The sequence below is a fragment of the Actinoallomurus acaciae genome, assembly GCF_042429965.1.
GTDB lineage: Bacteria > Actinomycetota > Actinomycetes > Streptosporangiales > Streptosporangiaceae > Actinoallomurus > Actinoallomurus acaciae.
In genome coordinates this window covers 1-24325 of the sequence record NZ_JBHLZP010000017.1, presented here as the reverse complement: position 1 = coordinate 24325, position 24325 = coordinate 1, and the positions used below count along the sequence as shown (strand labels likewise).

The 24325-nt window shown below is 71.2% G+C and carries 17 protein-coding genes; 8 read left to right on the top strand and 9 right to left on the bottom strand.

Annotated elements, in window-relative coordinates; genetic code table 11:
• Positions 1-645 precede the first annotated feature (645 nt).
• Entirely contained in the window at positions 646-1773 is a 1128-nt protein-coding gene (locus ACFFNX_RS04400; RefSeq protein ID WP_378195486.1) for a diaminopropionate ammonia-lyase, read from the top strand.
• 33 nt (positions 1774-1806) lie between these two features.
• Here the strand turns inward: ACFFNX_RS04400 and ACFFNX_RS04395 are convergent, their stop codons facing one another.
• Both ACFFNX_RS04395 and ACFFNX_RS04390 read right to left on the bottom strand, forming a co-directional pair.
• Positions 1807-3216, bottom strand: coding sequence for a metallopeptidase TldD-related protein (locus tag ACFFNX_RS04395; protein WP_378195483.1), 1410 nt, complete (start codon positions 3214-3216; stop codon positions 1807-1809).
• Positions 3213-4721 (bottom strand): TldD/PmbA family protein, encoded by a 1509-nt coding sequence (locus tag ACFFNX_RS04390; protein WP_378195480.1) that lies wholly within the window; start codon positions 4719-4721, stop codon positions 3213-3215. Before ACFFNX_RS04390 ends, ACFFNX_RS04395 begins: the two co-directional genes overlap by 4 nt.
• A 263-nt stretch (positions 4722-4984) precedes the next feature.
• Here ACFFNX_RS04390 and ACFFNX_RS04385 point away from each other — a divergent pair, with 263 nt between their 5' ends.
• From ACFFNX_RS04385 to ACFFNX_RS04355, 7 genes are all read left to right on the top strand, one after another.
• The gene (locus tag ACFFNX_RS04385) at positions 4985-6607 is read left to right on the top strand and encodes a serine hydrolase domain-containing protein (RefSeq protein ID WP_378195477.1); all 1623 of its coding nucleotides are present in this window, start codon (positions 4985-4987) and stop codon (positions 6605-6607) included.
• Between the two features lie 319 nt (positions 6608-6926).
• Entirely contained in the window at positions 6927-8009 is a 1083-nt protein-coding gene (gene menC, locus ACFFNX_RS04380; RefSeq protein WP_378195563.1) for an o-succinylbenzoate synthase, read from the top strand.
• Positions 8010-8215: 206 nt separating this feature from the next.
• A complete protein-coding gene (locus tag ACFFNX_RS04375) occupies positions 8216-9877 on the top strand; it encodes a PucR family transcriptional regulator (protein WP_378195474.1) in 1662 nt (553 codons plus the stop codon).
• Positions 9878-10045: 168 nt separating this feature from the next.
• The gene (locus tag ACFFNX_RS04370; RefSeq protein WP_378195471.1) at positions 10046-12007 is read left to right on the top strand and encodes a S9 family peptidase; all 1962 of its coding nucleotides are present in this window, start codon (positions 10046-10048) and stop codon (positions 12005-12007) included.
• A gap of 1 nt (position 12008) precedes the next feature.
• Positions 12009-13238, top strand: a complete 1230-nt coding sequence (locus tag ACFFNX_RS04365) for a methylaspartate ammonia-lyase (protein WP_378195468.1) — start codon at positions 12009-12011, stop codon at positions 13236-13238.
• Positions 13235-14476 carry a CaiB/BaiF CoA transferase family protein gene (locus ACFFNX_RS04360; RefSeq protein WP_378195465.1) on the top strand — a complete coding sequence of 414 codons (1242 nt, stop codon included), beginning with the start codon at positions 13235-13237 and terminating at the stop codon, positions 14474-14476. Before ACFFNX_RS04365 ends, ACFFNX_RS04360 begins: the two co-directional genes overlap by 4 nt.
• Positions 14473-15765: an amidase gene (locus ACFFNX_RS04355; protein ID WP_378195462.1), complete on the top strand. Its 1293-nt coding sequence runs from the start codon at positions 14473-14475 to the stop codon at positions 15763-15765. Before ACFFNX_RS04360 ends, ACFFNX_RS04355 begins: the two co-directional genes overlap by 4 nt.
• A gap of 68 nt (positions 15766-15833) precedes the next feature.
• Here ACFFNX_RS04355 and ACFFNX_RS04350 read toward each other — a convergent pair whose 3' ends face one another.
• From ACFFNX_RS04350 to ACFFNX_RS04320, 7 genes are all read right to left on the bottom strand, one after another.
• Positions 15834-16622 carry an ABC transporter ATP-binding protein gene (locus ACFFNX_RS04350; RefSeq protein WP_378195459.1) on the bottom strand — a complete coding sequence of 263 codons (789 nt, stop codon included), beginning with the start codon at positions 16620-16622 and terminating at the stop codon, positions 15834-15836.
• Positions 16619-18535 carry a dipeptide/oligopeptide/nickel ABC transporter permease/ATP-binding protein gene (locus ACFFNX_RS04345; RefSeq protein WP_378195456.1) on the bottom strand — a complete coding sequence of 639 codons (1917 nt, stop codon included), beginning with the start codon at positions 18533-18535 and terminating at the stop codon, positions 16619-16621. Before ACFFNX_RS04345 ends, ACFFNX_RS04350 begins: the two co-directional genes overlap by 4 nt.
• Positions 18535-19515 (bottom strand): ABC transporter permease, encoded by a 981-nt coding sequence (locus ACFFNX_RS04340; protein ID WP_378195453.1) that lies wholly within the window; start codon positions 19513-19515, stop codon positions 18535-18537. The genes ACFFNX_RS04345 and ACFFNX_RS04340 overlap by 1 nt, the downstream gene beginning before the upstream one ends.
• 58 nt (positions 19516-19573) lie before the next feature.
• Positions 19574-21055: an ABC transporter substrate-binding protein gene (locus ACFFNX_RS04335; protein ID WP_378195449.1), complete on the bottom strand. Its 1482-nt coding sequence runs from the start codon at positions 21053-21055 to the stop codon at positions 19574-19576.
• 242 nt (positions 21056-21297) lie between these two features.
• Positions 21298-22128, bottom strand: coding sequence for an HpcH/HpaI aldolase/citrate lyase family protein (locus ACFFNX_RS04330; RefSeq protein ID WP_378195446.1), 831 nt, complete (start codon positions 22126-22128; stop codon positions 21298-21300).
• A complete protein-coding gene (locus tag ACFFNX_RS04325) occupies positions 22125-23117 on the bottom strand; it encodes a MaoC family dehydratase (protein WP_378195443.1) in 993 nt (330 codons plus the stop codon). Before ACFFNX_RS04325 ends, ACFFNX_RS04330 begins: the two co-directional genes overlap by 4 nt.
• A 41-nt stretch (positions 23118-23158) precedes the next feature.
• On the bottom strand, positions 23159-24325 hold a 1167-nt coding region (locus ACFFNX_RS04320; RefSeq protein ID WP_378195440.1), incomplete at its 5' end, for a leucyl aminopeptidase family protein.

The window sequence follows — 24325 nt, the reverse complement described above, 5'->3', positions numbered from 1 at the left end:
TCTCCAGGACTAGCTCACCGGCCGGCTGCGCACGCTCATGACCCGCTGACGCCGCCCTCGGCGCGCGCGGGATGCACCGGCGCGTGACTCGGCGCGCCACAGTGATCTCACGCCCCCTCCTACGATGAGGGCATGGCCGGGCGTCGGTGCAGACCGATCGCCACATCCGCCAGAGGCGTGTCGGCCAAGAAGGACTACACCTCGACAAACCCTGACGGCGGCCACTACACCTGGAAGGGCGACCGCCGCGACCCCGACCTGACACCACCGCCATCAGGTCGGAAGGGCCGCCGTGCCACGGGCGCGAGAACACACCCGCTCGCGGCAGTCGACAGAGCATCGGCTGCGGATCTCATGTGGCTGACCACCATGATCCCGCTGCTCCCGACCGGTTCCCATCCGCTTCCCCCAGAGAACTCGAACCTGCGAGTTGGTCTACAAACTCACCCGTTCGTGCAGATCAGCGACTTACTCGTTGCACCCCATACTGATCACGGTCTGCCTCAGGGTGCGCACGGACCGGACGACCAAAGCCCGGACGCCGATTCGGGCCGGCCGACGAAGATCCTGCTGGGCTGTGAATGCGAAGCTGGCTGTCGACGACAGCCGGCCGACGCGCGGGCGGCGCTCATGGAGGTGCCTGCGGTGGAAAGAGTCTCGGTGAACCCCGCCTGGGCCGGAGGACGGGCGCCCGGCTCGGCGCCGGACGCCGCCGAGATCGAGGCGTTCCACGCGTCCATGCCGGGCTTCCAGCGCACGCCACTGATCGCTCTGCCGGGCCAGGACGGCAGGCGCGTCTTCGTCAAACACGAGCGGGAGCGGCTTGGCCTCCCGTCGTTCAAGGTCGTCGGCGCGAGCTGGGCCATCCACCGCGTGGTCGCCGACAAGTGCGGCGGGACCGTCCCGCCTCGGTTCGAGGCGACCGCGGCCGCCGCGCGGTCGCTGCCCGCCGGCATGGTCCTCACCACGGCGACCGACGGCAACCACGGGCGGGCCGTCGCCCACATCGGGCGGCGGCTCGGGATCGCCTGCCGGATCTACGTTCCCAGCGGGATGCTGCCGGCGAGGATCGCCGTGATCAAGAAAGAGGGCGCCGAGGTGACGGTCGTCGACGGCTCGTATGACGACACGGTTCGCCGGTCCGCCGCCGACGCACGCGAGAATCCGCACCACCTCCTCGTCTCCGACACGTCCTGGCCGGGTTATGAGACGGTGCCCTCGGCGGTCGCGGCGGGCTACGGCACGATCTTTCGTGAGGCGTACGCCCAGCTCGCGGAGGCGACCGGGGAGCCGGCCGCGTTCGACCTGGCTGTGGTGCCGGCGGGCGTGGGCGCGTTCGCCTCCGCCGCGGTGCGGAACCTGACGCGCGGCGAGGGCTGCGACGTGGTCACTGTCGAACCGCGGGCCGCGGACTGCGTCCGGCGATCACTCGCCGCCGGCCGGCCCGTCACGGTGCCCGGTCCGCACGAGTCGATCATGGCGGGGCTGAACTGCGGCGAGGTGTCTCGTGTCGCCTGGCCGGTGCTGCGCGGTGGGGTGCGCGCCGCAGTGGCGGTGTCCGACGATGAGGTGATGGACGCGATGCGACGGCTGGCCGACGAAGGCATCGCCGCCGGGGAGAGCGGCGCGGCCAGCCTGGCCGGGCTCGCGGTGCTGGCCGAAGACCCGGCCGGCGTACGGCTGCTGTCGTCGGGCCGCCACCGTACGGTCCTGCTGCTCGTCACCGAGGGCGTGACCGACCCGGACGCGTACCGGACGATCGTCCGGCGCTGACGAACACGCGCGCCGGTCAGCACGTGCCGCCGGTCAGACGGCGTCGCTGACCGTCGACATGTTGAAGTCGGGGACCCGGATCGCCGGCATTTTCGTACGCCGGAAGCGGTCGCTGCGCTCCCGGGGAAGCGTGTGCTCGCTCCGCCCGGCCTCGGTGAGCCGGCCCAGCAGGTCGGTCGGCGACTCGTTGAAGCGGAAGTTGTTCACCGTGCCGCGTATCCGGCCGTTCTCCACGAGGTACACGCCGTCGCGGGTCAGGCCGGTGGACAGCAGGGTCCGCGGGTCGACCTCGCGGACGTACCACAGACTGGTCAGCAGGAGCCCGCGTTCGGTCGTGGCGATCATCTGTTCGAGCGTCGCGTCGCCGCCTCCGTCGAGGATCAGGTTGCCGACCCTCGGGCGTGGCCGTGAACCGGTGTGCCGTGCCCACGACCGGGTGCGCACCAGGTCCGTGAGGTGACCCCGGCTGATCCACGGCACCGCGGACACCGGCTGCCCGTTGTCGAACACCGACTCCATGCCGCTCTCCGGTGCGGTGATGATGGCGAACGGCGAGCATCGCAGGCCCGGCTCGGCCGGGTCGGAGCGCAACGTGAGCGGCAAGGTGGAGAGCCGCTCGCCGATGCGGCTGCCGCCGCCCGCGCCGTACACGTTGCGTCCCTCGTCGGCGTCGCGGGCGGACGCCTTCTGGTAGGCACAGATCATCAGGTCGGCGACCGCGGCGGGCGGCAGGATCGTCTCGTACCGTCCGGCCGGCAGCGCGACGCGTTCCGGCGACTGGTCCAGGCGCTGTCCGAGCGCCTCGGCGACCGTGGTGACGTCGACGCCGGCGAAGTCCGGGACGTGCGCCCCGGACCACGTCGCGCGGGTGAGGTCGCCCGACTTGCCGGTCAGTTCGAGCCGGCCGTCGGGCTGGTCGAAGCGTCGCCGCAGGCCAGTGGACGTGGCGAGGAAGCAGGAGCTCATCTGGTGCTCGGCGTAGCCGAACAGCAGCCGGCCTTCGCGACGCCAACGGCCGAAGGCCGCGCCGAGCGCGGGCACGAGGTCCTCGAACACCGCGGCGCTGGTCTCGGCGGCGGCTGCGGCCCAGTCGTCGTCGTGCTCGTACGGCTCGACGAGCGGGCTCGCCTCGGAGGTCGGCCTGGCCGTGCGGCCCGCGGCCTCCGACGCGTGGACGAGATCCGCGACCTCGCGGGCCGTGGTGACGGCCCGCGTGACCACGCCCGCGCTCGCGCCGTCGGCGCGCTCGAAGGTCGAGATGACGGTGAGCGAGCGGGTCCGTGCCTGCCCGTTGGTGGTGAGGGCGTTCGCGGCCCACCGCAGGTTCGTCTCGCTGTGCTCCTCGACCACGACGACGCAGCCGTCGGCGGCGGACTCCGCGAGCGCGGCCTCGGCGAGCTCCTGGGCGCTGTCCACCGCTCTGTTTCCGGCGTGAGTGGTCACCGGCCCCCCTCCCTGTTGGTGTTGAGGACGTTGACGCTGCGGAACAGCGCGGCGGGGCAGCCGTGCGACACCGGCGCGGACTGTCCCGGCTGGCCCTTCCCGCAGCCGAAGGAACCCCCCATGACATACGTGGCCGGGCCGCCGACGGCCTCCATCGAGCCCCAGAAATCGGTGGTCGTGGCCTGGTAGGCGACGTCGCGCAGCGGCCCGGCCAGCCGGCCGTGCTCGATGCGGTGGAATCGTTGGCCGGTGAACTGGAAGTTGAACCGCTGCATGTCGATCGACCACGACCGGTCGCCCTCGACGTAGATGCCGTGCTCCACCCCCGAGATCAGCTCTTCCGTCGAGGGCCCGTCCGGGGCCGGCCGCAGCGACACGTTCGCCATCCGCTGCAACGGGACGCGCCCGCTCGAGTCGGCGTACGCGCAGCCGTTCGACCGCCCGAACCGGCCGGCCCGCGCCAGCTCCCGGTTGAGCTGGTAGCCCACCAGCACACCGTCACGCACGATGTCGAAACGCTGGGCCGCCACACCCTCGTCGTCGTAGCCGATGGTGGCGAGGCCGTGCCCGGCGGTGCGGTCGCCGGTCACGTTCATCGCCGCGCTGCCATAGCGCAGCGAGTCCAGCCGGTCGGGGGTCGCGAAGCTCGTCCCCGCGAAGGCGGCCTCATGCCCCAGCGCGCGGTCCAGCTCGGTGGCGTGCCCGATCGACTCGTGGATCGTCAGCCAGAGGTTCGACGGGGCGATGACCAGGTCGTACGAGCCCGGTTCCACGCTCGGCGCCGTCGCATGCGCCATCAGCAGCTCGGGCAGTTCGGCGAGCTCGGCGTCGAAGTCCCAGCCCGTGCCGGTCAGGTACTCCCAGCCGCGGCCGGTCGGCGGAGCGAGGGTTCGCATGGTGGAGAAGGAGCCGGCGCCGATGGTGAGCGCCGTGAGCTCCGGATGCACCCGTACGCGCTGCTGGGTGGTCATCGTGCCCGCCGTGTCGGCATAGAACTTGTTCTCGATGACCTGGGTCAGGACGGCGTCGACATGGTCGACGCCGTCTGCGGTCAGGAGCCGCCGAGACAGTTCGGCCATCCTCTCGGCCCGCTCGGCCTCTTGTACGTCGAACGGGTTCACCGTGTAGGAGGAGATCCAGGTGACGTCGTCATGGACCGGTTCGCCGGCCGGCTCGACCGGATCTCCGCGCAGCGGGCGGCTCAGGCGCGCGGTCGCCACCGCCTGCTCGGCCAGCGCCCGCGCCGCCCCGGCCGTCCGCGCGATGCCGGCGGCGAACCCCCACGTGCCCTCGTGCACCACCCGGACCGCCAGGCCGGTGGCCTCTTCGTCGGAGGAGGATTCGAGGTGGCCGTCGCGCAGGCGCAGCCGGCCGGTCCGTACGCGTTCGAGGCGGAAGTCGGCGTGTTCGGCGGAGAGCTCTCGTGCCCGGCCGAGGGCGGCGTCCGCGAGCACGCGCGCGGGAAGGGCGCGGAAGGCCGGATCGATCTCGTGCAGCGCATTCATGACGCCTCACCCGTTCGCGTGTTCACGTGGTCGCGTGTGACCGCATCGACCGCGCCAGGCTCTCGTACCGGCGTGGCCCGATGGTCGTGAGTACGGACAGGATCCGGCGGCGCGTTCGTCCGGGCGTCCGAACCACCGCGCGGGCACCGACCAGGTGGTGGCGGACGCCAAAGCGGACGTCCTGGATATGTACTCTCGAACAAACCGTGCAATGCGCCGATCGCTATCGTGACCATCTCCACCTCCGGACGGGAGAAGCGCACGTGACACCGAGGATCGACGCCCTGGTCAACAACCTCGAGCAGACGCTTCCGCACGCGTTGGAGCAACACGATGTTCCCGGAGCCGCGGTGGGTATCTGCGATTCCGAGGAAATATTGTGGTGTGCCGGATTCGGGACGACGGCTCGCCATCAGGGAACGCCGATCGACACCTCGACGCGATTCAGTGTGCAGTCGACGTCCAAGCTCTATACGGCCACGAGCGTGCTGCTCGCGGTGGAGGCGTCGGAGCTGGACCTTGACGAGCCGATAACGAGCTACCTGCCGGAGTTCACGGTACGCAGCGTCTTCGAGAACGCCCCGGCCACGAAGATCACCCTGCGGCATCTGCTGAGCCACACCGCAGGATTCACCCATGAGGCGCCCATCGGGTCGAACTATTCGATCGGGGAAGGCGACTTCGAGGCGCACTGCCAGAGCATCAGCGACACCTGGCTGCGTTTTCCGGTCGGCCACCACCACGAGTACTCGAATTTGGGTATCGATCTCGCCGGATACATAATCCAGCGCACCCACGGAATGCCGTTCGAGGAGTATGTCCGCCAGGAGTTGTTCGAGCCTTTGGGGCTGAGGCGGTCCACGTTCGACCTTGACGTGATCGAGGCCGACGAAAAGCGCGCCATCGGACACTGGAAGCCATTCGAAGAAGCCGGAAAGCCCCTTCCGGTGAAGGTTCCGATGGTCGCGGCGGGCGGACTTTACACGAGCGTCGCGGACGCGCTTCGCTACGTCCAGAACCATCTGCGGGACGGGGAGGACCTGCTCGACGGCGCGCTGCTCCAGGAGCAGTACCGGATCGCCTATCCCGCGCCGGGCCAGTCTTTCGGGTACGGGCTGGGACTTTACGCCGACGAATGGGAGCCGGGCGTGCTCGTGCGGCACCACGGCGGGTCGGGATTCGGCTTCCAGGCGCAGCTGTGCTGGGTCCCCGACCTTGACGTCGGCATCGTGATGCTCACGAACTCCTTCGACCATTCGCTGCAGAACGAGACCGCGCACCGGATCGTCGAGTGGCTCGCCCCGGCGCCGACCAGAAGGGTGGCACCCGCGCCGAACGACGGCGGCGAGACGAGCGGTGCCGACACGAGCAGTGCCGACCTCGGCGCGCTGGCGGGCGAGTACGTCGGGCGGCTGGATGACCGGGTGCGGGTGCTCGCCGAGAACGGGCGGCTCCGCCTCCGCGGCGCGGAGATGAGCGAGGCGACGCTGACCGGCGCCGACGCGATGACGCTGTGGAACGCCCGGCGCGACCGCCTCCGGTTCCTCCGTGACGCGGACGGCCGGGTGCGCTACCTGCAGACCCTGCGCGACGGGCAGGTCCGCTACCGGAACGACGCCGCCACGACACCACCGTCGACGCTCGATCCGAAGCACGCCGGAACCTACGTCGCGGCGGCCTGGGGCGTGCCGGTGGCGACGTACCGGATCTTCCAGGACGGCGAATCGCCGGTCATCGGGCGGCTGGACGATGACGAGGACGCCATCGCGCTCCGGCTCACGGCGATCGGGCCGCACCTGTACCTGTCCGCCATGGGCGAGGTGCTCGATCTCGGCTCGGCGCCTCCGACCTACGCGAACATCCCGCTGACCCGCGTGCGCGAGTAACCGCTGCGCGGCTCCGCAGGAGTGTCCGTGGTGTCGGAGGGCGGCACCAACCGCCGGTCGCCGATTCGTCGGAATCGACGGCGCGCGGACCGGCGGGGACCGGGTCTAATCGAATTCGGACGGCGCGGGCACCTTCCGCGCCGGCGCGCGACGAGCCTCACACAGAAAGTCAGATCCCCATGAGATGCAGGGTTGCCGGCGTCCCGTCCGGCCTTCATGTGTCAGGCCGTCCCGGCTCCGGTCCCGCGCACAGGGGCGTGCGGTGACCGGCGGCGAGTACGGCGTGCGGCTGCGGGCCATCGAGCTGCGCCGGATCGAGATGCCGCTCGTCGCGCCGTTCCGGACCTCGTTCGGGACACAGTGGATCAAAGACGCTCTGCTGCTGCGGGCCGTCACGGACGACGTGGAGGGCTGGGGCGAGTGTGTCGCCCCAGCCGATCCGCTGTACTCCTCCGAGTACGTCGAGGCGTCCGTGGACGTGCTCCGCCGATTCTTCATTCCCGCCGTCGCGGAGGCGGGTCACCTGGACGGAACGCTGGACGCGAAGGGAGTCGGCCCGCTGCTCTCCCGGTTCCACGGCCACCGGATGGCGAAGGCGGCGCTCGAGATGGCGGTGCTGGACGCCGAGCTGCGCACCCGCGGTATGCCGCTGAGCCGCGAGCTCGGCGCGGTACGCCGGCGTGTGCCGTGCGGCGTGTCGGTAGGGATCATGGACTCTGTCGACGCGTTGCTCGACACGGTCGGCGGATATCTCGACGCGGGCTACGTGCGCATCAAGCTGAAGATCGAGCCCGGCTGGGACGTGGCGCCGGTCCGCGCCGTGCGCGAGCGCTTCGGGGACGACGTCATGCTCCAGGTCGACGCCAACGCGGCGTACTCCCTCGGTGACGCGCGCCGGCTCGCCCGGCTCGACCCGTTCGACCTGGTGCTGATCGAACAGCCGTTGCCCGAGGAGGACATCCTCGGCCATGCCGACCTGGCCGGCCTGATCCGCACCCCGATCTGCCTGGACGAGTCGATCACCTCGGCGCGCGCGGCGGCCGATGCGATCCGCCTGGGCGCGTGCCGGATCGTCAACATCAAGTCCGGCCGCGTCGGCGGCTATCTCGAGGCTCGTCGGATCCACGACGTCTGCCGTGCCCACGACGTGCCGGTCTGGTGCGGAGGCATGGTCGAGACCGGTCTCGGCCGCGCCGCGAACGTCGCGCTCGCCGCCCTTCCCGGATTCACGCTGCCGGGGGACACTTCCGGCTCGGACCGGTTCTACACCACGGACATCACCGAGCCGTTCGTCCTCGACGATGGCCACCTTGACGTACCGGCCGGTCCGGGACTGGGCGTGGCGCCGATCCCGGGGCTGCTGGACGCCGTCACGACGTCGTCGGAGTGGATCGAGCTGTGAGCTGATCTTCCTGGTCGGCGGCCCCTTTGGCCGCCGTCACAGGCAGAGATAGAGATATTGTGTGGCATGTCTCTTTTTAGGCGTTTTGTGGTGCACGCCCCGTGCACCGCGGTCCCGGGCCTGCTTGTTCCGGCGAACCAACCCGTAGCGCAAATTCGTCGGATCGGACCGGTTCCGCCGGTCGCGGACTCGCTACCGTCCGAGTCGTGTTGGCCTCGGTGACGGAACATCCACGCGCCAGCCTCGGGCGGGTCCTGGAGGATCTCGGCCGGACGCTGCTCGAGTTGCTGTGCGGCGACGCCGACCAGCCCGGTGACATCGACGGCATCATCATCCATGATCCGTTCGACGAGCCGGCCTGGCCCCGCCACGCCCTCGTACTCGGCGTCGGCGTCAACGACCCAGAAGACGTCGTCGCGCTGCTGGACGAGATGGGGACCAGGGGCTGCGCCGGCCTGATCCTCCGCGCCCCGATGCGTGTCACCGAAGAGATCGCCGCCGCCGCGCGGCGAAACAAGGTGGCGGTCCTCGGCCTCACCCGGGGCGCCTCGTGGGTCCAGCTCGCCTCGATGCTGCGGTCGCTGCTCGCGTACGACGACTTCGGGGAGACCAGCACCGAGATGCTCGGCGGCATCCCGTCCGGCGATCTGTTCGCGCTGGCGAACGCGATGGCCGCGCTGCTCGACGCGCCGATCACGATCGAGGACCGAGGCTCACGCGTCCTGGCCTTCTCCGGCCGCCAGGACGAGGCGGACCCCTCGCGTATCGGGACCATCCTGAACCGTCAGGTGTCGGCGGCGCGCACCCGCGACCTCGAGGAACGCGGCGTGTTCCGCGAGCTGTACCGCACCGACCAGCCGCTGTTCGTCGAGCCGCCGGAAAGCGGCCTGGAGGGGTTCACGATGCCGCGGGTCTCGCTGGCCATCCGCGCCGGCGACGAGATCCTCGGGTCGATCTGGGCAGCCGTACGTGAGCCGCTGTCCGAGGAGCGCGCGCAGACCTTCCGTGACGCCGGCAAGCTGGTGGCGCTGCATCTGCTCCGGCACCGGGCGGGCGCCGACGTCGAGCGGAGGCTGCGCGCCGACCTGGTCGCCACCGTGCTGGAGGGCGGGCCCGAGGCGACCCAGGCCGCGAGCCGGCTCGGGCTGTTGCACCAGCCGGCGGTCGTGCTCGCGCTCGCCCTGGCCGAGGACCCGGGCTCGTCGGCGGCGGATCACGCCGACCGCGTCGCCGAGCGCCACCGGATGGGGGACGCGCTCGCGATGCACCTCACCGCGGCGCACCCCGGCTCGGCGGCGGCCATCGTGGGTGACGTGGCCTACGGCATCGTCCCGGTCAGCGGGTCGCTCGACGGCGCTGAACGCCGGATGGCCCGGCTGGCCACCGAGTTCCTGGACCGTACCGGCGCACGGGCGCGCGCCGTGATCGGCATCGGCGCGGTCACGAGTGACGCCTCGGGCCTGTCCCGGTCGCGTGACGGCGCGGACCGCGCGCTCCGCGTCATGTTGTCGAACCGGACGGGCAAGCGTGTGGCGTGCATCGGCGACGTGGGCTTCGACGCGTCGCTGATCGAGCTCGCCGACCTGATCGCCAAGCGTGGCGATCCGCTCACCGGCCCGATCGCCCGGCTCCTGGCCTACGACGAGAAGCACCGGACCAGCCTGGTCGAGACGATGCGGGCCTGGCTCGACGCGTTCGGAGACGTCATCGCGGCCTCGCAGACGGTGAACGTCCACCCCAACACGTTCCGCTATCGGCTCCGCCGGCTGGTCGAGGTCGGGCAGATCGATCTGGCCGACGCCGAAACGCGCCTCACGATGATGCTCCAGCTGCGGTTGATGATGGACGAGAGGCGAACGGTCCGGTGATCACGCCGGCCGGGTGACCTTCGTGGCCGTGACCAGCCAGGGCCGGTCCGGCTCGTGTGCGCGGACGAACCCGCGAGCCGCACGGCGTGCCAGCATCGGTGCCGTGACATCGGCTCTCACCACCGCCATGGCACGGGCGCGGTGGCACACCGACGTAGAGGAGTCCCCATGACACGGCACCTTCGGATCGACGATCTGGCGGCCATCGCGCTGCCGGAACAGCCGGCACTGTCGCCCGACGGGACGCAGGTCGTCTACGTGCTGCGCCGCGTCGACCTCGACGCCGACGTGAATTTCCGCGATCTGTGGCGGGTCGTCCTGGGCGGAGGGGCGCCCAGCCGCCTGACTCACGGGCCGTCCGACTCCTCACCTGCCTGGTCACCCGACGGGGAGAACCTCGCCTTCCTGCGCGCGGCGGAGGGCCCGGCGCAGATCTGGCTGCTGCCCGCGAGCGGCGGCGACGCCCGGCGGCTCACCGCGCTTCCGCTCGGCGCCGGCGATCCGGTCTGGAGCCCGGACGGAACCCAGATCGCGTTCTCGGCGCCGGTCGACACGAGGGCCACGCCCGGAGAGGATGACGCCGCGCGTGCCCGGCGCGAGCGGGAACCCATAGTGGCCGACCGCCTCGACTACCACGCGGAGGGCGTGGGCCTGGTGCGGTCGACGCGCCGACACGTGCACGTCCTCGACCTCGCCTCGGGCGAGTGCCGGCGGGTCACCGACGGTGACTGGAACGCCGGCCGGCCGTCCTGGTCCCCGGACGGTGACCGGCTGGCGTTCCCGGCCGCGATCGAAGCCGACGCCGACCTGACCCGTAACGTGGCCGCGCACGTGATCGACGCGAAGGCCACCGGCGGGACACCGCGGCTGGTCGGCACCGAGGGTGGCTGGGCGGCGGCGGTCGGATGGACGGCCGACGGTGAGGCCCTGCTGGTCTCGGGCACCACCGCCGAGGCACGGGACGGTGGCACGGCGCTGCTGCGCGTCCCGCTGGACGGTGGCGAGACGATCAACCTCGCCGCGCCACTGGACCGCAGCGTCTCGCTCAGCTTTCCCGGCTACCCCGGGGGACTGCCACAACTGACCGGCGACGGGCACACCGTCCTGTTCTGCGTCGGCGACCGAGGCCGTACACACCTTTACGCCGTCAGCGACGCGGGCGGCGAGCCACAGCCGGTGGTCACCAGCGCCGGAAGCAACGTCGCGGGCCTTTCGGTCGCGGCCGGCCGGGCCGCCTTCGTGCTGGGCACCCCGACGTCGTTCGGTGAGATCGTCACGGTGGACCTGGCCACCGGCGCCGAGTCGGTCCACACCGACCACGGCGCGGCGCTGGAGGGCGTCGAGCCGTTCGAGCGCGTCGAGCGCGAATTCACGATCAGTGACGGCACGAAGGTGCAGGGCTGGCTGATGCGCGACCCGGACGCCGAGGGCCCGCAGCCGCTGCTGCTCGACGTACACGGCGGGCCCCACAACGCCTGGCACCCCTCCCTCGACGAGGTGCATCTCTACCATCACGAGCTCGTCGCACATGGGTGGAGCGTCCTGCTGGTGAACCCGCGCGCCAGCGATGGTTACGGCGAGTGGTTCCTGACCGCCGCGTCCGGAGCGTGGGGCGTGGCGGACGCCAGGGACTTCCTGGAGCCGATCGACGCGCTCGTCGCCGAGGGGATCGCCGACCCGGCCCGGCTGGCGGTGACCGGCTACAGCTACGGCGGATACATGACCTGCTATCTGACCAGCCGCGACGACCGGTTCGCCGCGGCCGTCGCGGGCGGGCTGATCTGCGATCTCACCAGTACGGCCGGGACGGCCGACAACCGGCGGGCGCTCAGCGTGTCGGAGTTCGGCGGACGGCCGTGGGCCGAACGCGAGCGCTACGCGGCGTCGGCGCCGTTGACCACCGTCGAGAAGGTGCGCACACCGACGCTGGTCCTGCACGGCGCGGACGACATCCGCTCGCCCTTCGGCCAGGCCCAGCAGTGGCACACCGCGCTGCGCGAGCGCGGCGTACCGGCCCGTCTGGTCATCTACCCCGGCAGCGGCCACATCTTCGTCGTCAACGGGCGGCCCTCCCACCGGCTGGACTACAACCGGCGCGTGGTCGAGTGGGTGGAGAGGTTCGCGGGCTGAGATGAACATCGACGGCATCTTGTGCGTCGCCGGGCTCGGCGCCTTCTCCACCGACGATCAGGAGGCGATCCGGCACGGCGCGACGCGCGACGGGCACTTCTACGCGGGCCCGCCCAGCACTCCCGGCTACCGGCGGATCCGGCAGCCGAGCGAGTCGATCGGCATCTTGGTCTCGCTGGATGACGGCACGGTCGTGAGCGGAGCCGGCGTGACGGTGCAGTACGCCGGCACCGCGGGCCGCGAGCCGGTCCTCGACGCCGCCGACGCCTGCGCCCGGTACGGGCCCGTGCTGCACAGCGCCTTCAAGGGCGTGACGGCGGACTCTTTCCGCGAGTCCAGCGAGCGGCTGCGGTGGCTGGCCCTCCCCGTGTCCGTCGAGTACGGCGTCAGCCAGGCGCTGCTCGCCGCAGCGGCGCACGCCCGCCGGTGGACGCTCGCCGAGACCGTGGCCGCCGAATACCAGACGGCCACGGCCTTTCAGGAGGTCCCCATCTTCGCGCAGTGCGGCGAGAACCGGCACGACGGCGTGGACCGGATGATCCTGCGCCGGGTCGACGAGCTCCCGCACGGCCTGATCAACAACGCCCATACGCTCGTCGGGGACGACGGAGCGCTTCTCAAGCGTTACGTCCGCTGGGTACGAAACCGGATTCTGGACCAGCGGGACGACGGCGGCTACCAGCCGATCCTGCACTTCGACTGCTACGGCACCATCGGAGAGACGTTCGGTCACCTCGACGCGTGCGCGCGGTTCCTCGCCGAGCTCGGCGAGATCGCGGCGCCGTTCACGCTGCGCGTCGAGCAGCCGGTGCACGCGGGGTCCCGTGAGGAGCAGATCCGCGCCCTGTCCACGCTTCGCGAGCTGCTGCGCGGCCACGGCTCGACGGTGCAGCTCGTCGCGGACGAATGGTGCAACACGCTGGAGGACGTCAGGGCCTTCGCCGCCGCCGAGGCGGCGGACATGCTCCAGGTCAAGCTGCCGGACCTCGGCGGCCTCGACGCCTCGGTCCAGGCCCTGCTCGCCTGTAAGGCGGTGGGGCTGGCCGCTTACTGCGGCGGCTCGTGCACCGAGACCGAAGGCGCCGCCCAGACCGCGGCCAACGTCGCGATGGGCGTCGCGGCCGACCTGCTGCTGGCCCGCCCGGGAATGGGCGTCGACGAAGCGATCATGGTCGTCCGCAACGAGATGCACCGTACCTCGGCACTCATCAACGCTAGGAGCAGTCTGTGATCGGACTTGGCGACATCCGCATCGTCGCGATCGAACAGTACGGCGCCGGTCCGTTCGGCAGCCTGCACCTCGCCGAGCTCGGCGCCGACGTCATCAAGGTGGAAGACGCGCGGACCGGCGGTGACATCGGGCGACACGTGCCGCCGTTCCAGAGCGAGGACGACAGCCTCTTCTACCAGAGCTTCAACCGGAACAAGCGCAGCATCGCGCTGGACCTGTCGGTCGACGGCGGGCGGGACGTGCTCCACCGGCTCGTGTCGGAGTGCGACGGCGTGTTGCACAACCTGCGTGGCGACGTGCCCGAAAAGCTCGGCCTGCGGTACGAGGATCTCGCCCCGTACAACGAGCGCGTCGTCGTCTGCTCGCTGTCCGGCTTCGGGATGACCGGCCCGCGACGCGAACAGCCGGCGTATGACTACGTCGTCCAGGGGCTGGCCGGCTGGATGGAGCTGACCGGCGAGCCCGACGGGCCGCCGACCAAGAGCGGCCTGTCCCTGGTGGACTACTGCGGAGGGCTGGCGGCGGCGATGTCGTTGCTCGCCGGCATTCACGTCGCCCGGCGCGACGGCGTCGGCGGCGACTGTGACCTGAGTCTGTTCGAGACGGCCGTCGCGATGCTCTCCTACCCCGCGACCTGGCACCTCACCAAGGGACACGAGACGACGCGGCGGACGCGTTCGGCGCATCCGTCCATCGTTCCGTTCGGCGCCTTTCCCACGGCCGACGGCTGGCTCATGCTCGCCTGCGCCAAGCCGAAGTTCTTCGGCCGCCTCACCGAGGCGATCGGCCGCGGTGAGCTGGCGGCGGATCCGCGGTTCGCCACCCTGGAGGCCCGGCAGCGGAACAACGACGAGCTGATCCCGCTGCTCGACGCCGCGCTGCGTACCCGGACGACCGGGGAGTGGGTCACGCGGCTGAACGCGGCCGGGGTCCCGTGCGGGCCGGTCAACACACTCAAGGAGGCGCTGAAGGACCCGCAGACGCGGCACCGCGAGCTGGTCGTCGAGACCCCACATCCGCACTGGGGCACCGTCCGGCACGTCCGCACCGCGGGGCGCGGATGGTGGCCGCTGCCGGCGCCGCGCCGCGCGCCGGAGCTCGGCGAGGACCGCGACGACGTGCTGCGCGACCTGGTAGGCCTCGACGACGCTCAGATCGCCGAGCTGGCACGAGACGGAGCGTTCGGCACCACTCAAAGTACGACGCCCGCTGACGCCGCGCGGGACGAGACCGCATGACCACCGCGACGGCGCGAGCTCGCGTGGCGCACAGCTTGGCCATGATCGAGCACTTGGACGACCGGCTGCGCGCCTGCACCTGGGTGCACACCGAGGCCGGCGAGGAGGCCGCGCGGATCGACCGGGCGCCGGACCCGGGCCCGCTCGCCGGCTGGACGGTCGCGGTGAAGGACAACATGGACGTCGCCGGAACGATCCGTTCCGACGGGCTGGGGCCCCCGCACCGGCCGCCGGCGGACCGGGACAGCGAGTCCGTACGCCGGCTGCGGGCCGCCGGCGCGGTCATCGTCGCGAAGACCAACCTGGAACAGTTGAGCTTCGGTGCCACGACCCAGAACCCGACGTGGGGATCGTGCCGCAACCCGTGGGACCGGTCGAGGATCCCCGGCGGGTCGAGCGGCGGCTCGGCGGTCGCGGTGGCGGCCGGGCTGGTCGACGCCGCCCTCGGCACCGACACGGGCGGATCGCTGCGCAACCCCGCCTCGTTCTGCGGGGTCGGCACCCTGCGGCCGAGTCACGGCCTGGTGCCGGTGGACGGGGTGACGCCGCTCAGCCCGAGCCTCGACGTCGTCGGCCCGATGGCCCGCCGCGTGACGGACCTGCGCCGACTGCTCGCCGCGCTCACCGGCCTGCCCGCCTTGGCCGCCGAAGAGCCGCGCGACGGTCTGACGCTCGACGGCCTGACGGTCGGGGTGCCGGCGACGTACTTCCTCGACGACCTTGAGCCCGACGTGGCACGCGGCTTCGAGGACGTCCTGCTGCTCCTGCGCGGCCACGGTGCACGCCTGCGGACCGTGACGCTGCCCGGCGTCGCAGACGTTCCCGACGCCATGTCGGCACTGCAGAACGCCGAGGCGGCCCGAACGCTGCGCGACTACTGGGACGACCCGAGGCTGACCAACGGCATCCGCGACCGCATGCTGCTCGGCCGGAGCGTCACGGCCGAGGAGGAACGACTCGCCTCCCGTGTCACCGACGCCTGGCGGCAGACCGTGAACTCCACGTTCGAGCAGGTCACGGCCGTCATCACGCCCGCGACACCGTTCACCGCCCCGCCGGTCGCCGCCGGCGACCTCGTGGCCCTCAGCCGGCGCATCAACCGGTTCACCGGATGCTGGTCACCGGCGGGCACCCCGGCACTGGGCCTGCCTGTCACACCGGCCGACAACGGGCTGCCCGTCGGGGCACAGCTCATCGGCGCGGTGGGTTCCGACTGGCGGCTTCTCGCGATCGGCGCCGCGATCCAGGCCGTGTCCGGCTGGCACGAGCCAACCCCCGACCTGAGCTGATACGGCTCCAACCGGTCGCGCGCTGGAAGGGCGGCTACGACCTGATCGTGATCATGGCCTGACCCGGTTCACGGCTGATCCAGTGGGGTGTGCGGCCGGATGGACGGGACCGCGGCGAGCAGCCTCTGGGTGTAAGGGTCGCGGGGGTCGGTGATGATGTCCTCGGACGGGGCCGACTCGACCAGTCTGCCCTCGTGCATGACCGCGATGGTGTCGGCGAGGTAGCGCACCACCGCGAGGTTGTGGGAGATGAAGAGCACGCCCACGCCGGTCTCGCGTTGGATGTCGCGCAGCAGGTTCAGCACCGCGCCCTGGACCGAGACATCGAGCGCCGACGTGATCTCGTCGGCGATCAGGATCTCGGGGCGAGCCGCCAGCGCCCGCGCGATGGCGACTCGCTGGCGCTGACCTCCCGAGAGCTGCCGCGGCCGCAGCCGCCCGCAGTCGGGATCGAGGCGGACGAGATCGAGCAGCCGCCGCACTTCGGCGGTGCGAGCGGCCCGGCCGCCCGTGGCGACGCCCTCGCCGATCGAGGCGCCAACGCTCATGCGCGGGTTCAGCGACGCGTAGGGGTCCTGGAACACGAACTGCACCCGGCGCCGGCGGTCGCGTGCAGCCCGGCGCCCGGCCAGGCCCGTGGTGCGGATCGGCTCGCCGTCCCACCGGACCTCGCCGGAACTGATCGGGGCCAGGCCGACCATCGCCTTGGCCAGCGTGGACTTTCCCGATCCGGACTCACCGACGAGACCCACCACCGACGAGGCGTGGACGGCCAGGCTGACGCCGTCCACCGCGGTGATCGCCTGGCTTCCGGTCCCGAACCGTACGACCAGGTCACATACCTCGAGAACGCTCATCGCCCGCCTTCCGCGCCGAACTCGATCACCGTCGGGTCCGCGTCGTCCGCTTCAGTTCGTGGATGCCAGCAGGCAACGCGCCGACCGTCCGGCGTCTCGGCCAGAGGCGGCCGGGTGGATCGGCACGTGTCGTCCGCGAACGTGCATCGCGGCGCGAACGAGCAGCCGTCCGGCCGGGCCGACGGGTCCGGCGGCCGGCCGGGGATCGTCGCCAGCGGCAGCGCCCGGTCCGTGGTCATGTCGGGGATGCTCGCGACGAGCGCACGCGTGTACGGGTGTGCGGCGTCGTCGGCGAGAGCGGTCACCGGCAGGTCCTCGACGACGCGACCGCCGTACATGACCAGTACGCGCGACGCGATCTCGGCGATGACGGCGATGTCGTGACTGATGAACAGCACGGCGGCGCCCCGCTCGTCGCTGACCTGACGCAGCAGTGTCAGCACATCGCGCTGTACGGTCACGTCCAGTGCGGTGGTGGGTTCGTCCGCGATGATCAGGAGCGGCTCGGCCATCAGGCCCATGCCGATCGCGGCGCGCTGCCGCATGCCGCCGGAGAACTCCATCGGATACTTGCGGGCGCGCTGCTCCGGCGCCGGAATGCGTACCGATCGGAGCCGCTCCACGGCACGCGCCATCGCCTTGTCACGGCGCAGGCCTCCGTGGACCTCGGACACCTCGGCCAGCTGCCGACCGACGCGGATCGCCGGGTTCAGCGCCGACAGAGGGTCCTGGAAGACCATCGCCAGCGAGGTGCCGAGGAAGCGTTCCCGCGCCGCGGGTCGCATGCCGCGCAGGTCGTTGCCCCCGAGCTCGTGGACGGCGGCGTGTGCGGTGCCCGGGTACGCGACGAGCGAACCGATGGCCAGCGCGGTGAGGCTCTTGCCCGAACCCGACTCGCCGACGATGCCGACGATCTCGCCGGCTCGTACGTTCAGGGAGACGCCGGCGACCGGGACCAGCGGCGCGCCTGCGGACGGGAAGCCGACTGTCAGGTCCTCGACGCGCAGTACGTCGCCGGGGCCGGCCGGGGGCAGATCGTCTCCTGGGCCGCTCGCCGTGACGGCCGCCGCCCGGCGGCGCGGGGCGGCCCGGTGCCCGGCGACGAGCAGGGTGAGGAGCTCACCGGCCAGCACGAAGGTGACGCCGGCGAGGACGATCGCGACGCACGGCGCCAGGGCGGCGGCTGGGTTGGTGTAGATACTGGACAGGCCGTCCGACAGCATCCGGCCCCAGTCGAAGGCCGGGGGCTGGACGCCGAAGCCCAGGTAGGACAGGGCCGACAGGCTGAGCAGCGCGGAGCTGACCTGGCTGGTCGCGTTCACGACCAGGGGCTCGGCGATGTTCGGCAGCACGTGCCGCAGGAGCATCCTGCGGCGCGACACGCCCAGCAGCTTCGCCGCCGACACGTAGTCGGCCTTGGCGATGCCGCTCGCGGTCGTGTGGGTGAGCCGCGCGAACGACGGCGCCATCCCCACCGCCAACGCCAGTACGGCACCGCGAGCGCCGACACCGAAGACGAGTGCCAGGAACAGTGCGAGCAGCAGGCCGGGGAAGGCCACCAGCAGGTTGAAGCCCGCCACGATCAGGCGCCCGAGCCGGCGGCCGACGATGATCGGCAGCGATCCGACGATCACGCCGCACAGCGTGCCGAGCAGGGTGGCCAGCAGCGCGAGCCAGATGGACAACCGGGTGGCGACGAGCGTACGGGCCAGGATGTCTCGGCCGAGAGCGTCGGTGCCGAACGGGTGGCGGCCCGACATGCCGCCCTGGATGGCGTTCACGTCGATGCTCTTGGCCTGGCCGGCGAAGATCAGCGGGGCGACCACCGCGACGCACACCAGCACCACGAGCAGGACCAGGGTGATCAGGCTGAGCGCGCTGCGCGGCATGCCCGGCCGGCGGGGACGGGACATCAGCTCTCCCGGATAGTCGAGCGCGGGTCGACGAGCGCGATGATGATGTCGACGGCGAGGTTGATCAGGAGCACGGCGGAGCCGAAGAAGAGCGCGGTCGCCTGGACGACGGGAAAGTCCGTCGCGAGCACGGACTGCACCAGCTCGTGGCCGACGCCGGGCCAGGCGAACACGGCCTCCACGAGTACGGTGCCGGCGAGCAGCGAGGCCAGGATGAGCCCGCTGACGGTCAGCGTCGCGGTGAGGATGTTCGGAACGGCGTGCCGTACGTACAGGAGGCGCCGGGGCAGTCGCTTGGACCGTGCGGTTCGCATGTAGTCCTCGGCGAGCACCCGCTGTGTCTCGGCCCGGACGATCCGGGCGAGGTAGGCGATCGGCCCCGTGGCCAGCGCGATGACCGGCAAGACATAGGAGGACGGGCCGCTCTGTCCCGCCACCGGGAACACGCGGAACGTCACGGCGAACACGAACACCAGGCCCACGCTGAGCACGTAGTCGGGCACCGACAGCAGCAGACCGGTCGCCCCGGCGAAGGTCAGATGCACGCCGCGGCGCCTGCCGTCCCGCGCCGCGATGCCCACCACGACACCCAGGGGAATCGACACGACGATCGCCACGAGGAAGGCGACCGATCCCAGCGCCAGAGTGGACGGCACGAGCTGCGCCATGATGTTGCGCACCGGCGTGCTGCTGATCAATGACTCGCCGAAGTCTCCTGTGACGAGACCGTGCAGGTAGTGCAGGTACTGGCGCCACAGAGACTGGTCGAGCCCCAGCCGGTGCCGGGTGGCCGCGATGACGTCCGGCGCGGCCTTCACGCCTAGGGCGTCGCGCACCGGGTCGCCCGGAAGCGCGTGCACCATCGCGAACGACGCGGTCACCAGCAGGAACATCGACACCAGAAACCGGACAGAGCGCCGGGCGAGGAAGGCGATCCACGAGTGGGCGCCGGAAATCGGCGCCCAGTCTCTCAGGGTCATCACCTGTATCCCTCCGTCCGGTGTCTCCACTTACTCGCCGGGGTGCCTACGAGAGTGGTCATCCCGCCAGGGCGCGGATCGAGGTGGGGATTAGCACGTGCGCGATGACCTGGAATTTTGCTTTTTTTCCCCAGTACAGAAGGGGCTTGGTTGAGATGGGGGTGATGTCCGCGTCCTTGAACAGCGCCGACTCCGCGGCGTTCCAGTCCGGGCAACCGGCGGTGCCGTCCTGTGAAGCCGCCTTGCGGACCAGGTCATCGTACTGGGCGTTGGCGAAATGTCCGAAGTTGTTCCCTGCGGTGGGCGACGGGCTGGAGAAGAAGGGCACCAGGGTGGCGGGATTGCTGACGCCGAGACCGATCAGGGTGGCGCCCCACGCCCCCTTGCCGAACACCACCGCCGACGTCTGGTCGAACGACTGTTCGTTGAGCTTGACGTCCACGCCGAGTTTCTTCCACTGGGTGGCGATGTACTCGGCGGTCGCCGCAGTGGTCGGCTCCTCGTTCGCGAAGATCAGGGAGATGGACAGCGCCGCGCCATCCTTGTGCCGGATCCCGCCGGGTCCGGCGACCCAGCCCGCCTGGTCCAGCATCGCCTTGGCCTGGTTCGGATCGAAGTTCGGGACGCTGCCGGTCATGGTGTCGCCAGCGCAGATCTTGGGATCGGCGATCAGGCCGTTCGCCCGCTTTCCGCCGCCGCCGCTGTCCACCTTCGCGAGGTCGGTAAGGTCGAGGTCGGCGATCAGCGCCCGGCGTACCGCGACGTCGGATCCGGCCTCACCGCGTGACTCGTTGAAGGCGAGTTCCTGCCCGATGAACTGTGAGCCGGCGGAGAACACGCCTGCGGACTTCAGGCGCGTCGTGTCCGAGCCGGAGATCTGCGAGATGTTGAGCTGGCCGTTGAGCAGCAGGTTCGCCGTCGTCGTCGGGCTCGTGACCACCTTGAAGGTCAACTTTTCCGGCATTCCCACAGCGCTCGTGCTCGCCCCGTTGGGCCCCCACGTGTATCCCTTGCGCAGTGTGTACGTGAAGTTGTCGCCCGGGACGGCCTTCGACAGGACGTACGGTCCGGACCCACTGCTGGCGCCGGCGAGCATCTTCCGGTTCCGCAGACCCGCCTGACAGACCAGCGGGAGTTCGGCGAGGTTCTGCATGAAGAACGGTGCGTCGGAGGGCAGCGATACGTGGACGACCCCGGCGGCGTCACTCTTGGCGGTGGCACCGGAGGGCACGGCCACACCGGCCATCGGCGAGCCGTGTTTCGGATCGGCGACGTAGTTGATGTTGTCCGCGACGGTCTTGGCGTCCATCGGGCTGCCGTCGGAGCACGTGACGCCCGGCCGCACCGTCAGGGAGTAGGAGCGCTTGCCCGGCTTCCATGAGGTGACCACCTGCGGCGCCGGCCGGCCCGAGTCGAGCAGCGTCACGGGGGTGTCGTAGGCGAAGATCCCGAGCAGCAGGTTGGGGCCGTTGACCGAGCGTTGCGGGTCGAGGTTTCCGGGGGCGGCGCCGATCCCGACCGTGAGTGAGGCGCCGCTCACCGGCCTCCCGGACGAGCCTGACGTTCCCCCGCCCGCACACGCCGCGGCGGCGAGCATTGTCAGAGTTGTGGCGGCCGCCGCGGTGACGCGGGTGCGAAAGAGCTCCATGGCAACGGTTTCCTCTGCTGTTAATCCGAGAGTCGTTCCACGTCGGCGTGGGCGTGAGGGTACCGATTAGACCGCGTGGCAGCGGGTCGGCGTCTCGTGTGCGCGGACCAATTATCGGCAGGCGGATGGTGCGGCTATACGACTGTGCCGCGCCCCGCCGCGTGTCCGGCGATGCGTCGCGCGCGCTCCAGGAGCGGCCTGTCGATCATGTCGCCGTCCGCCGCGGACGCGCCCGTCCCGCTCTCGGCGGCCCGGCGAAGGACGTCCTTGGCCCACCGCAGCTCCTCCCGCGTCGGCTGGAACGCCATCGCGGCCGGTACGAGCTGGGCAGGATGAACGCAGAGTTTACCGCCGAAACCGGTGCGTCGAGCCCGCCGTGCCGCGGCCTCCGTGACGGCCGCGTCGGTGAGATTCATGGTCACCCCGTCGATCGGCGGCGGCTTGCGCGCGACACGTGAGGCGAGGACGAGGGTGGCGCGAGCGAGCATGAGCGACTCGTCCGACTCGTCCGCGTCGATGTCCAGGGCATAGTCGATGGAGCCGAACGCGAGCCGCCGTACGACCTCGGCACCCGCGATCTCGTGGGCCCGGTGGACGCCCACCGCGGTCTCGATAAGGGCGATCACGTCGGCGTGGACGCCGTGGCCGATCGCGTGCAGGGCCGCGGCCGTCTCCGCCTTGGGTACGACGACGCCGCGCAGTCCGGGCAGTCCGGCGAGCGCCGCGACGTCGCCCGCGTGCCACGGCGTGCCGGGTGCGTTGATGCGTACCCACGCCGATCCCGAGGCGGCGAGCCAGCCGACGACGTCGCCACGGGCACGATCCTTGGCGTGCGCGGCGACGGCGTCCTCCAGGTCGCAGATCACCTCATCAGCGCCGCTGCCGCGTGCCTTGTCGAAGCGGTCCGGGCGATCCCCTGGCACGAAGAGCCACGTGATCGCGGCCGGCGCCGGCGTACCCGTCACGCGACGACCGCGAGGTAACGCCAGTCGAGCACTGGACGGCGATCCTCCACCACGTGCACCCGTGACCGAAGCCGGGCCAGGACGGCGCCGTCCCGCAGCGCGCCGACGTCCTCGACCTCGACGGTGCTGCGCAGCGTGTCGCCCTCGCGCACCGGCCCGGTGTGGTCGCAGGACAGCCACGCGGCGACCGTGACGAGGGACGGCAACGCGCGGGCCGCCTGGCTGAGGGCGAGTCCGATCGTGTGGCCGCCGTAGACGAGGCGCTCGCCGCCGGCGGCCTCGGCGTCGTGATGCACCTTCGCGACGTTGAGCGTCGACCGCGCCAGCTCAGGCCCGCTGGACACGACGTCACCCGTGGTGACCTCATAGATCGTCCCGGCCGCGAGACCGTCCGCCCGGGACGCGCCGGCCGTCCGCCGGAGCGGTGCGAGATCCCACCCGGCTACGAGTTCGCCGGCGGGCCCGTCGACGTCGGACACGCCGACCGAGGCCAGATCCTCAACGGGCAGGTCGGTTCGGCCGGCGTCACGTACGGGGAGCATCGCGCACCGCCAGAAGTCCAGGACGGCCCGGCCGTGCTGGTCGACCGTCGTGATGCGCAACGCGGCGAGCCCGGTCGGCGCGCGGCCCGGACGCCGGGTGTTCTGCCGCAGGCCATCGACCCGGGTCACCGTACGAAGCGTGTCGCCGATGACCGGCGCGCGCCGGAAGACGAGCCCGCGGTAGAACAGGTTCGCCACGACCTGCTGGGTCGCGACCGTCGACTGGCCGATCGCCGTGTCCCAGACCAGGGCCGGGTGCGCGAACCCCGGTGAGCCGATGACACGGCGGGAGAGATCCTCATCCAGCGCCAGCGCGAGGCGGTCCCCGACGATCGCCCGGTGGATCGCCGCGCCGCCGTCGGTCAAGGTCACCGACGGTGCGGCGTCGAAGACCTGCCCCACGCGCAGTTCGTCGAAGTAGGGTCCCTCGACCCTGGTGTTCTCCATGCCACCTCCGTAGGGCGCCGCGGTGCCGATTCGTCTGAGGGTCAGCCCGGCCGGTCCGCCAGGTAGCGGGCGAGGGTACGGGTGCCGTTGCCGTTCGCCCCGGTGCTCCAGGCGGCGGTGCGCTCGCTCCGCATCACGGTGAGGGCCAGGTCGATGTGGGCCCACGGCACCCCGGTGACGAACCGGCGCAGGTACAGCGCGGCGAGTATCGCGCCGAACGGGGTGACGATGCTCAGGTCGTAGTTGCGGATGTCGGCGACGTCGGACCGCAGCCGGCTCGCGTACGCGTCCCACAGCGGGAGCTCCCACCCCGGCTCGCCGGAGGCGGCACCCGCCTGGAGCAGGCGTTCGACGATGCCCGGGTCGGTGCCGAGAACCGCCCACATGTCCGGCCCCAGCCCGGAGCTCGAGGACAGCGTCGCGATGTCGATGATCTCCGCCGGGGCGGCCTCGGCCGCGTACGCGAGCGCGTCCCCCAGGACGAGCCGACCCTCGCAGTCGGTGTCGACCACCTCGGTCGTGAGCCCGTTGCGATGGCGAAGGACGTCGCCGACCCGCATCGCGGTGGTGCCCGGCATGTTCTCCGCGCACGCCAGATAGGCACGGACGTGGGTCGGTGAGCCGAGTCGTTCCAGCGCGACCAGCGCGCCGATGATGCTCGCCGCGCCCGACATGTCGGCCTTCATGGTGAGCATCTCGCTCGTGGACTTGAGGGAGAGCCCGCCGGAGTCGAACGTGATGCCCTTCCCGACCAGGGCGACGTGGGGCAGGTCGGGCCGCCCGCGTTCGATCTCGATGAGCACCGGGGGGTGCGCGCTGCCCGCGCCGACGCCCAGCAGGCCGCCGAAGCCACCGTCGATGAGTTCCTGTCCCTGAACGAGCCGTACGGTGAACCCGTACGTGTCGGCCAGGTCCTGGCATCGAGCGGCCAGATCCAGCGGCACCAGGTCACCGGCCGGGGTGTTGACGAGGTCGCGTGCGTGGTTCGCCGCTTCCCCAATGATCACTCCGGTCTCGACCGAACGCGCGTCGCAGCGCCACATCGTCAGCTCTTCGCAGACCGTACGGCCGGCGGTCGTGCGGTAGGCGTCGAAGGCGTAGCCGCCCATCAGCCAGTTCTCGGCGACGGTCTCCGCCGCCTGCGGGTCGGACGGGCGTGCCGCCGCCAGCGCGCAGGCGACCCGTCGCCGGCCGACGCCGCGGCCCGC

Bases quoted from the DNA above. Each gene is read 5' to 3' on its own strand.
- ACFFNX_RS04390 (WP_378195480.1), bottom strand. From the start codon at position 4,721: ATGAATGCGCTGCACGAGATCGATCCGGCCTTCCGCGCCCTTCCCGCG.
- menC (WP_378195563.1), top strand. From the start codon at position 6,927: ATGCCGCTCGTCGCGCCGTTCCGGACCTCGTTCGGGACACAGTGGATC.
- ACFFNX_RS04370 (WP_378195471.1), top strand. From the start codon at position 10,046: ATGACACGGCACCTTCGGATCGACGATCTGGCGGCCATCGCGCTGCCG.
- ACFFNX_RS04365 (WP_378195468.1), top strand. From the start codon at position 12,009: ATGAACATCGACGGCATCTTGTGCGTCGCCGGGCTCGGCGCCTTCTCC.
- ACFFNX_RS04355 (WP_378195462.1), top strand. From the start codon at position 14,473: ATGACCACCGCGACGGCGCGAGCTCGCGTGGCGCACAGCTTGGCCATG.
- ACFFNX_RS04350 (WP_378195459.1), bottom strand. From the start codon at position 16,622: ATGAGCGTTCTCGAGGTATGTGACCTGGTCGTACGGTTCGGGACCGGA.
- ACFFNX_RS04345 (WP_378195456.1), bottom strand. From the start codon at position 18,535: ATGTCCCGTCCCCGCCGGCCGGGCATGCCGCGCAGCGCGCTCAGCCTG.
- ACFFNX_RS04340 (WP_378195453.1), bottom strand. From the start codon at position 19,515: ATGACCCTGAGAGACTGGGCGCCGATTTCCGGCGCCCACTCGTGGATC.
- ACFFNX_RS04325 (WP_378195443.1), bottom strand. From the start codon at position 23,117: ATGGAGAACACCAGGGTCGAGGGACCCTACTTCGACGAACTGCGCGTG.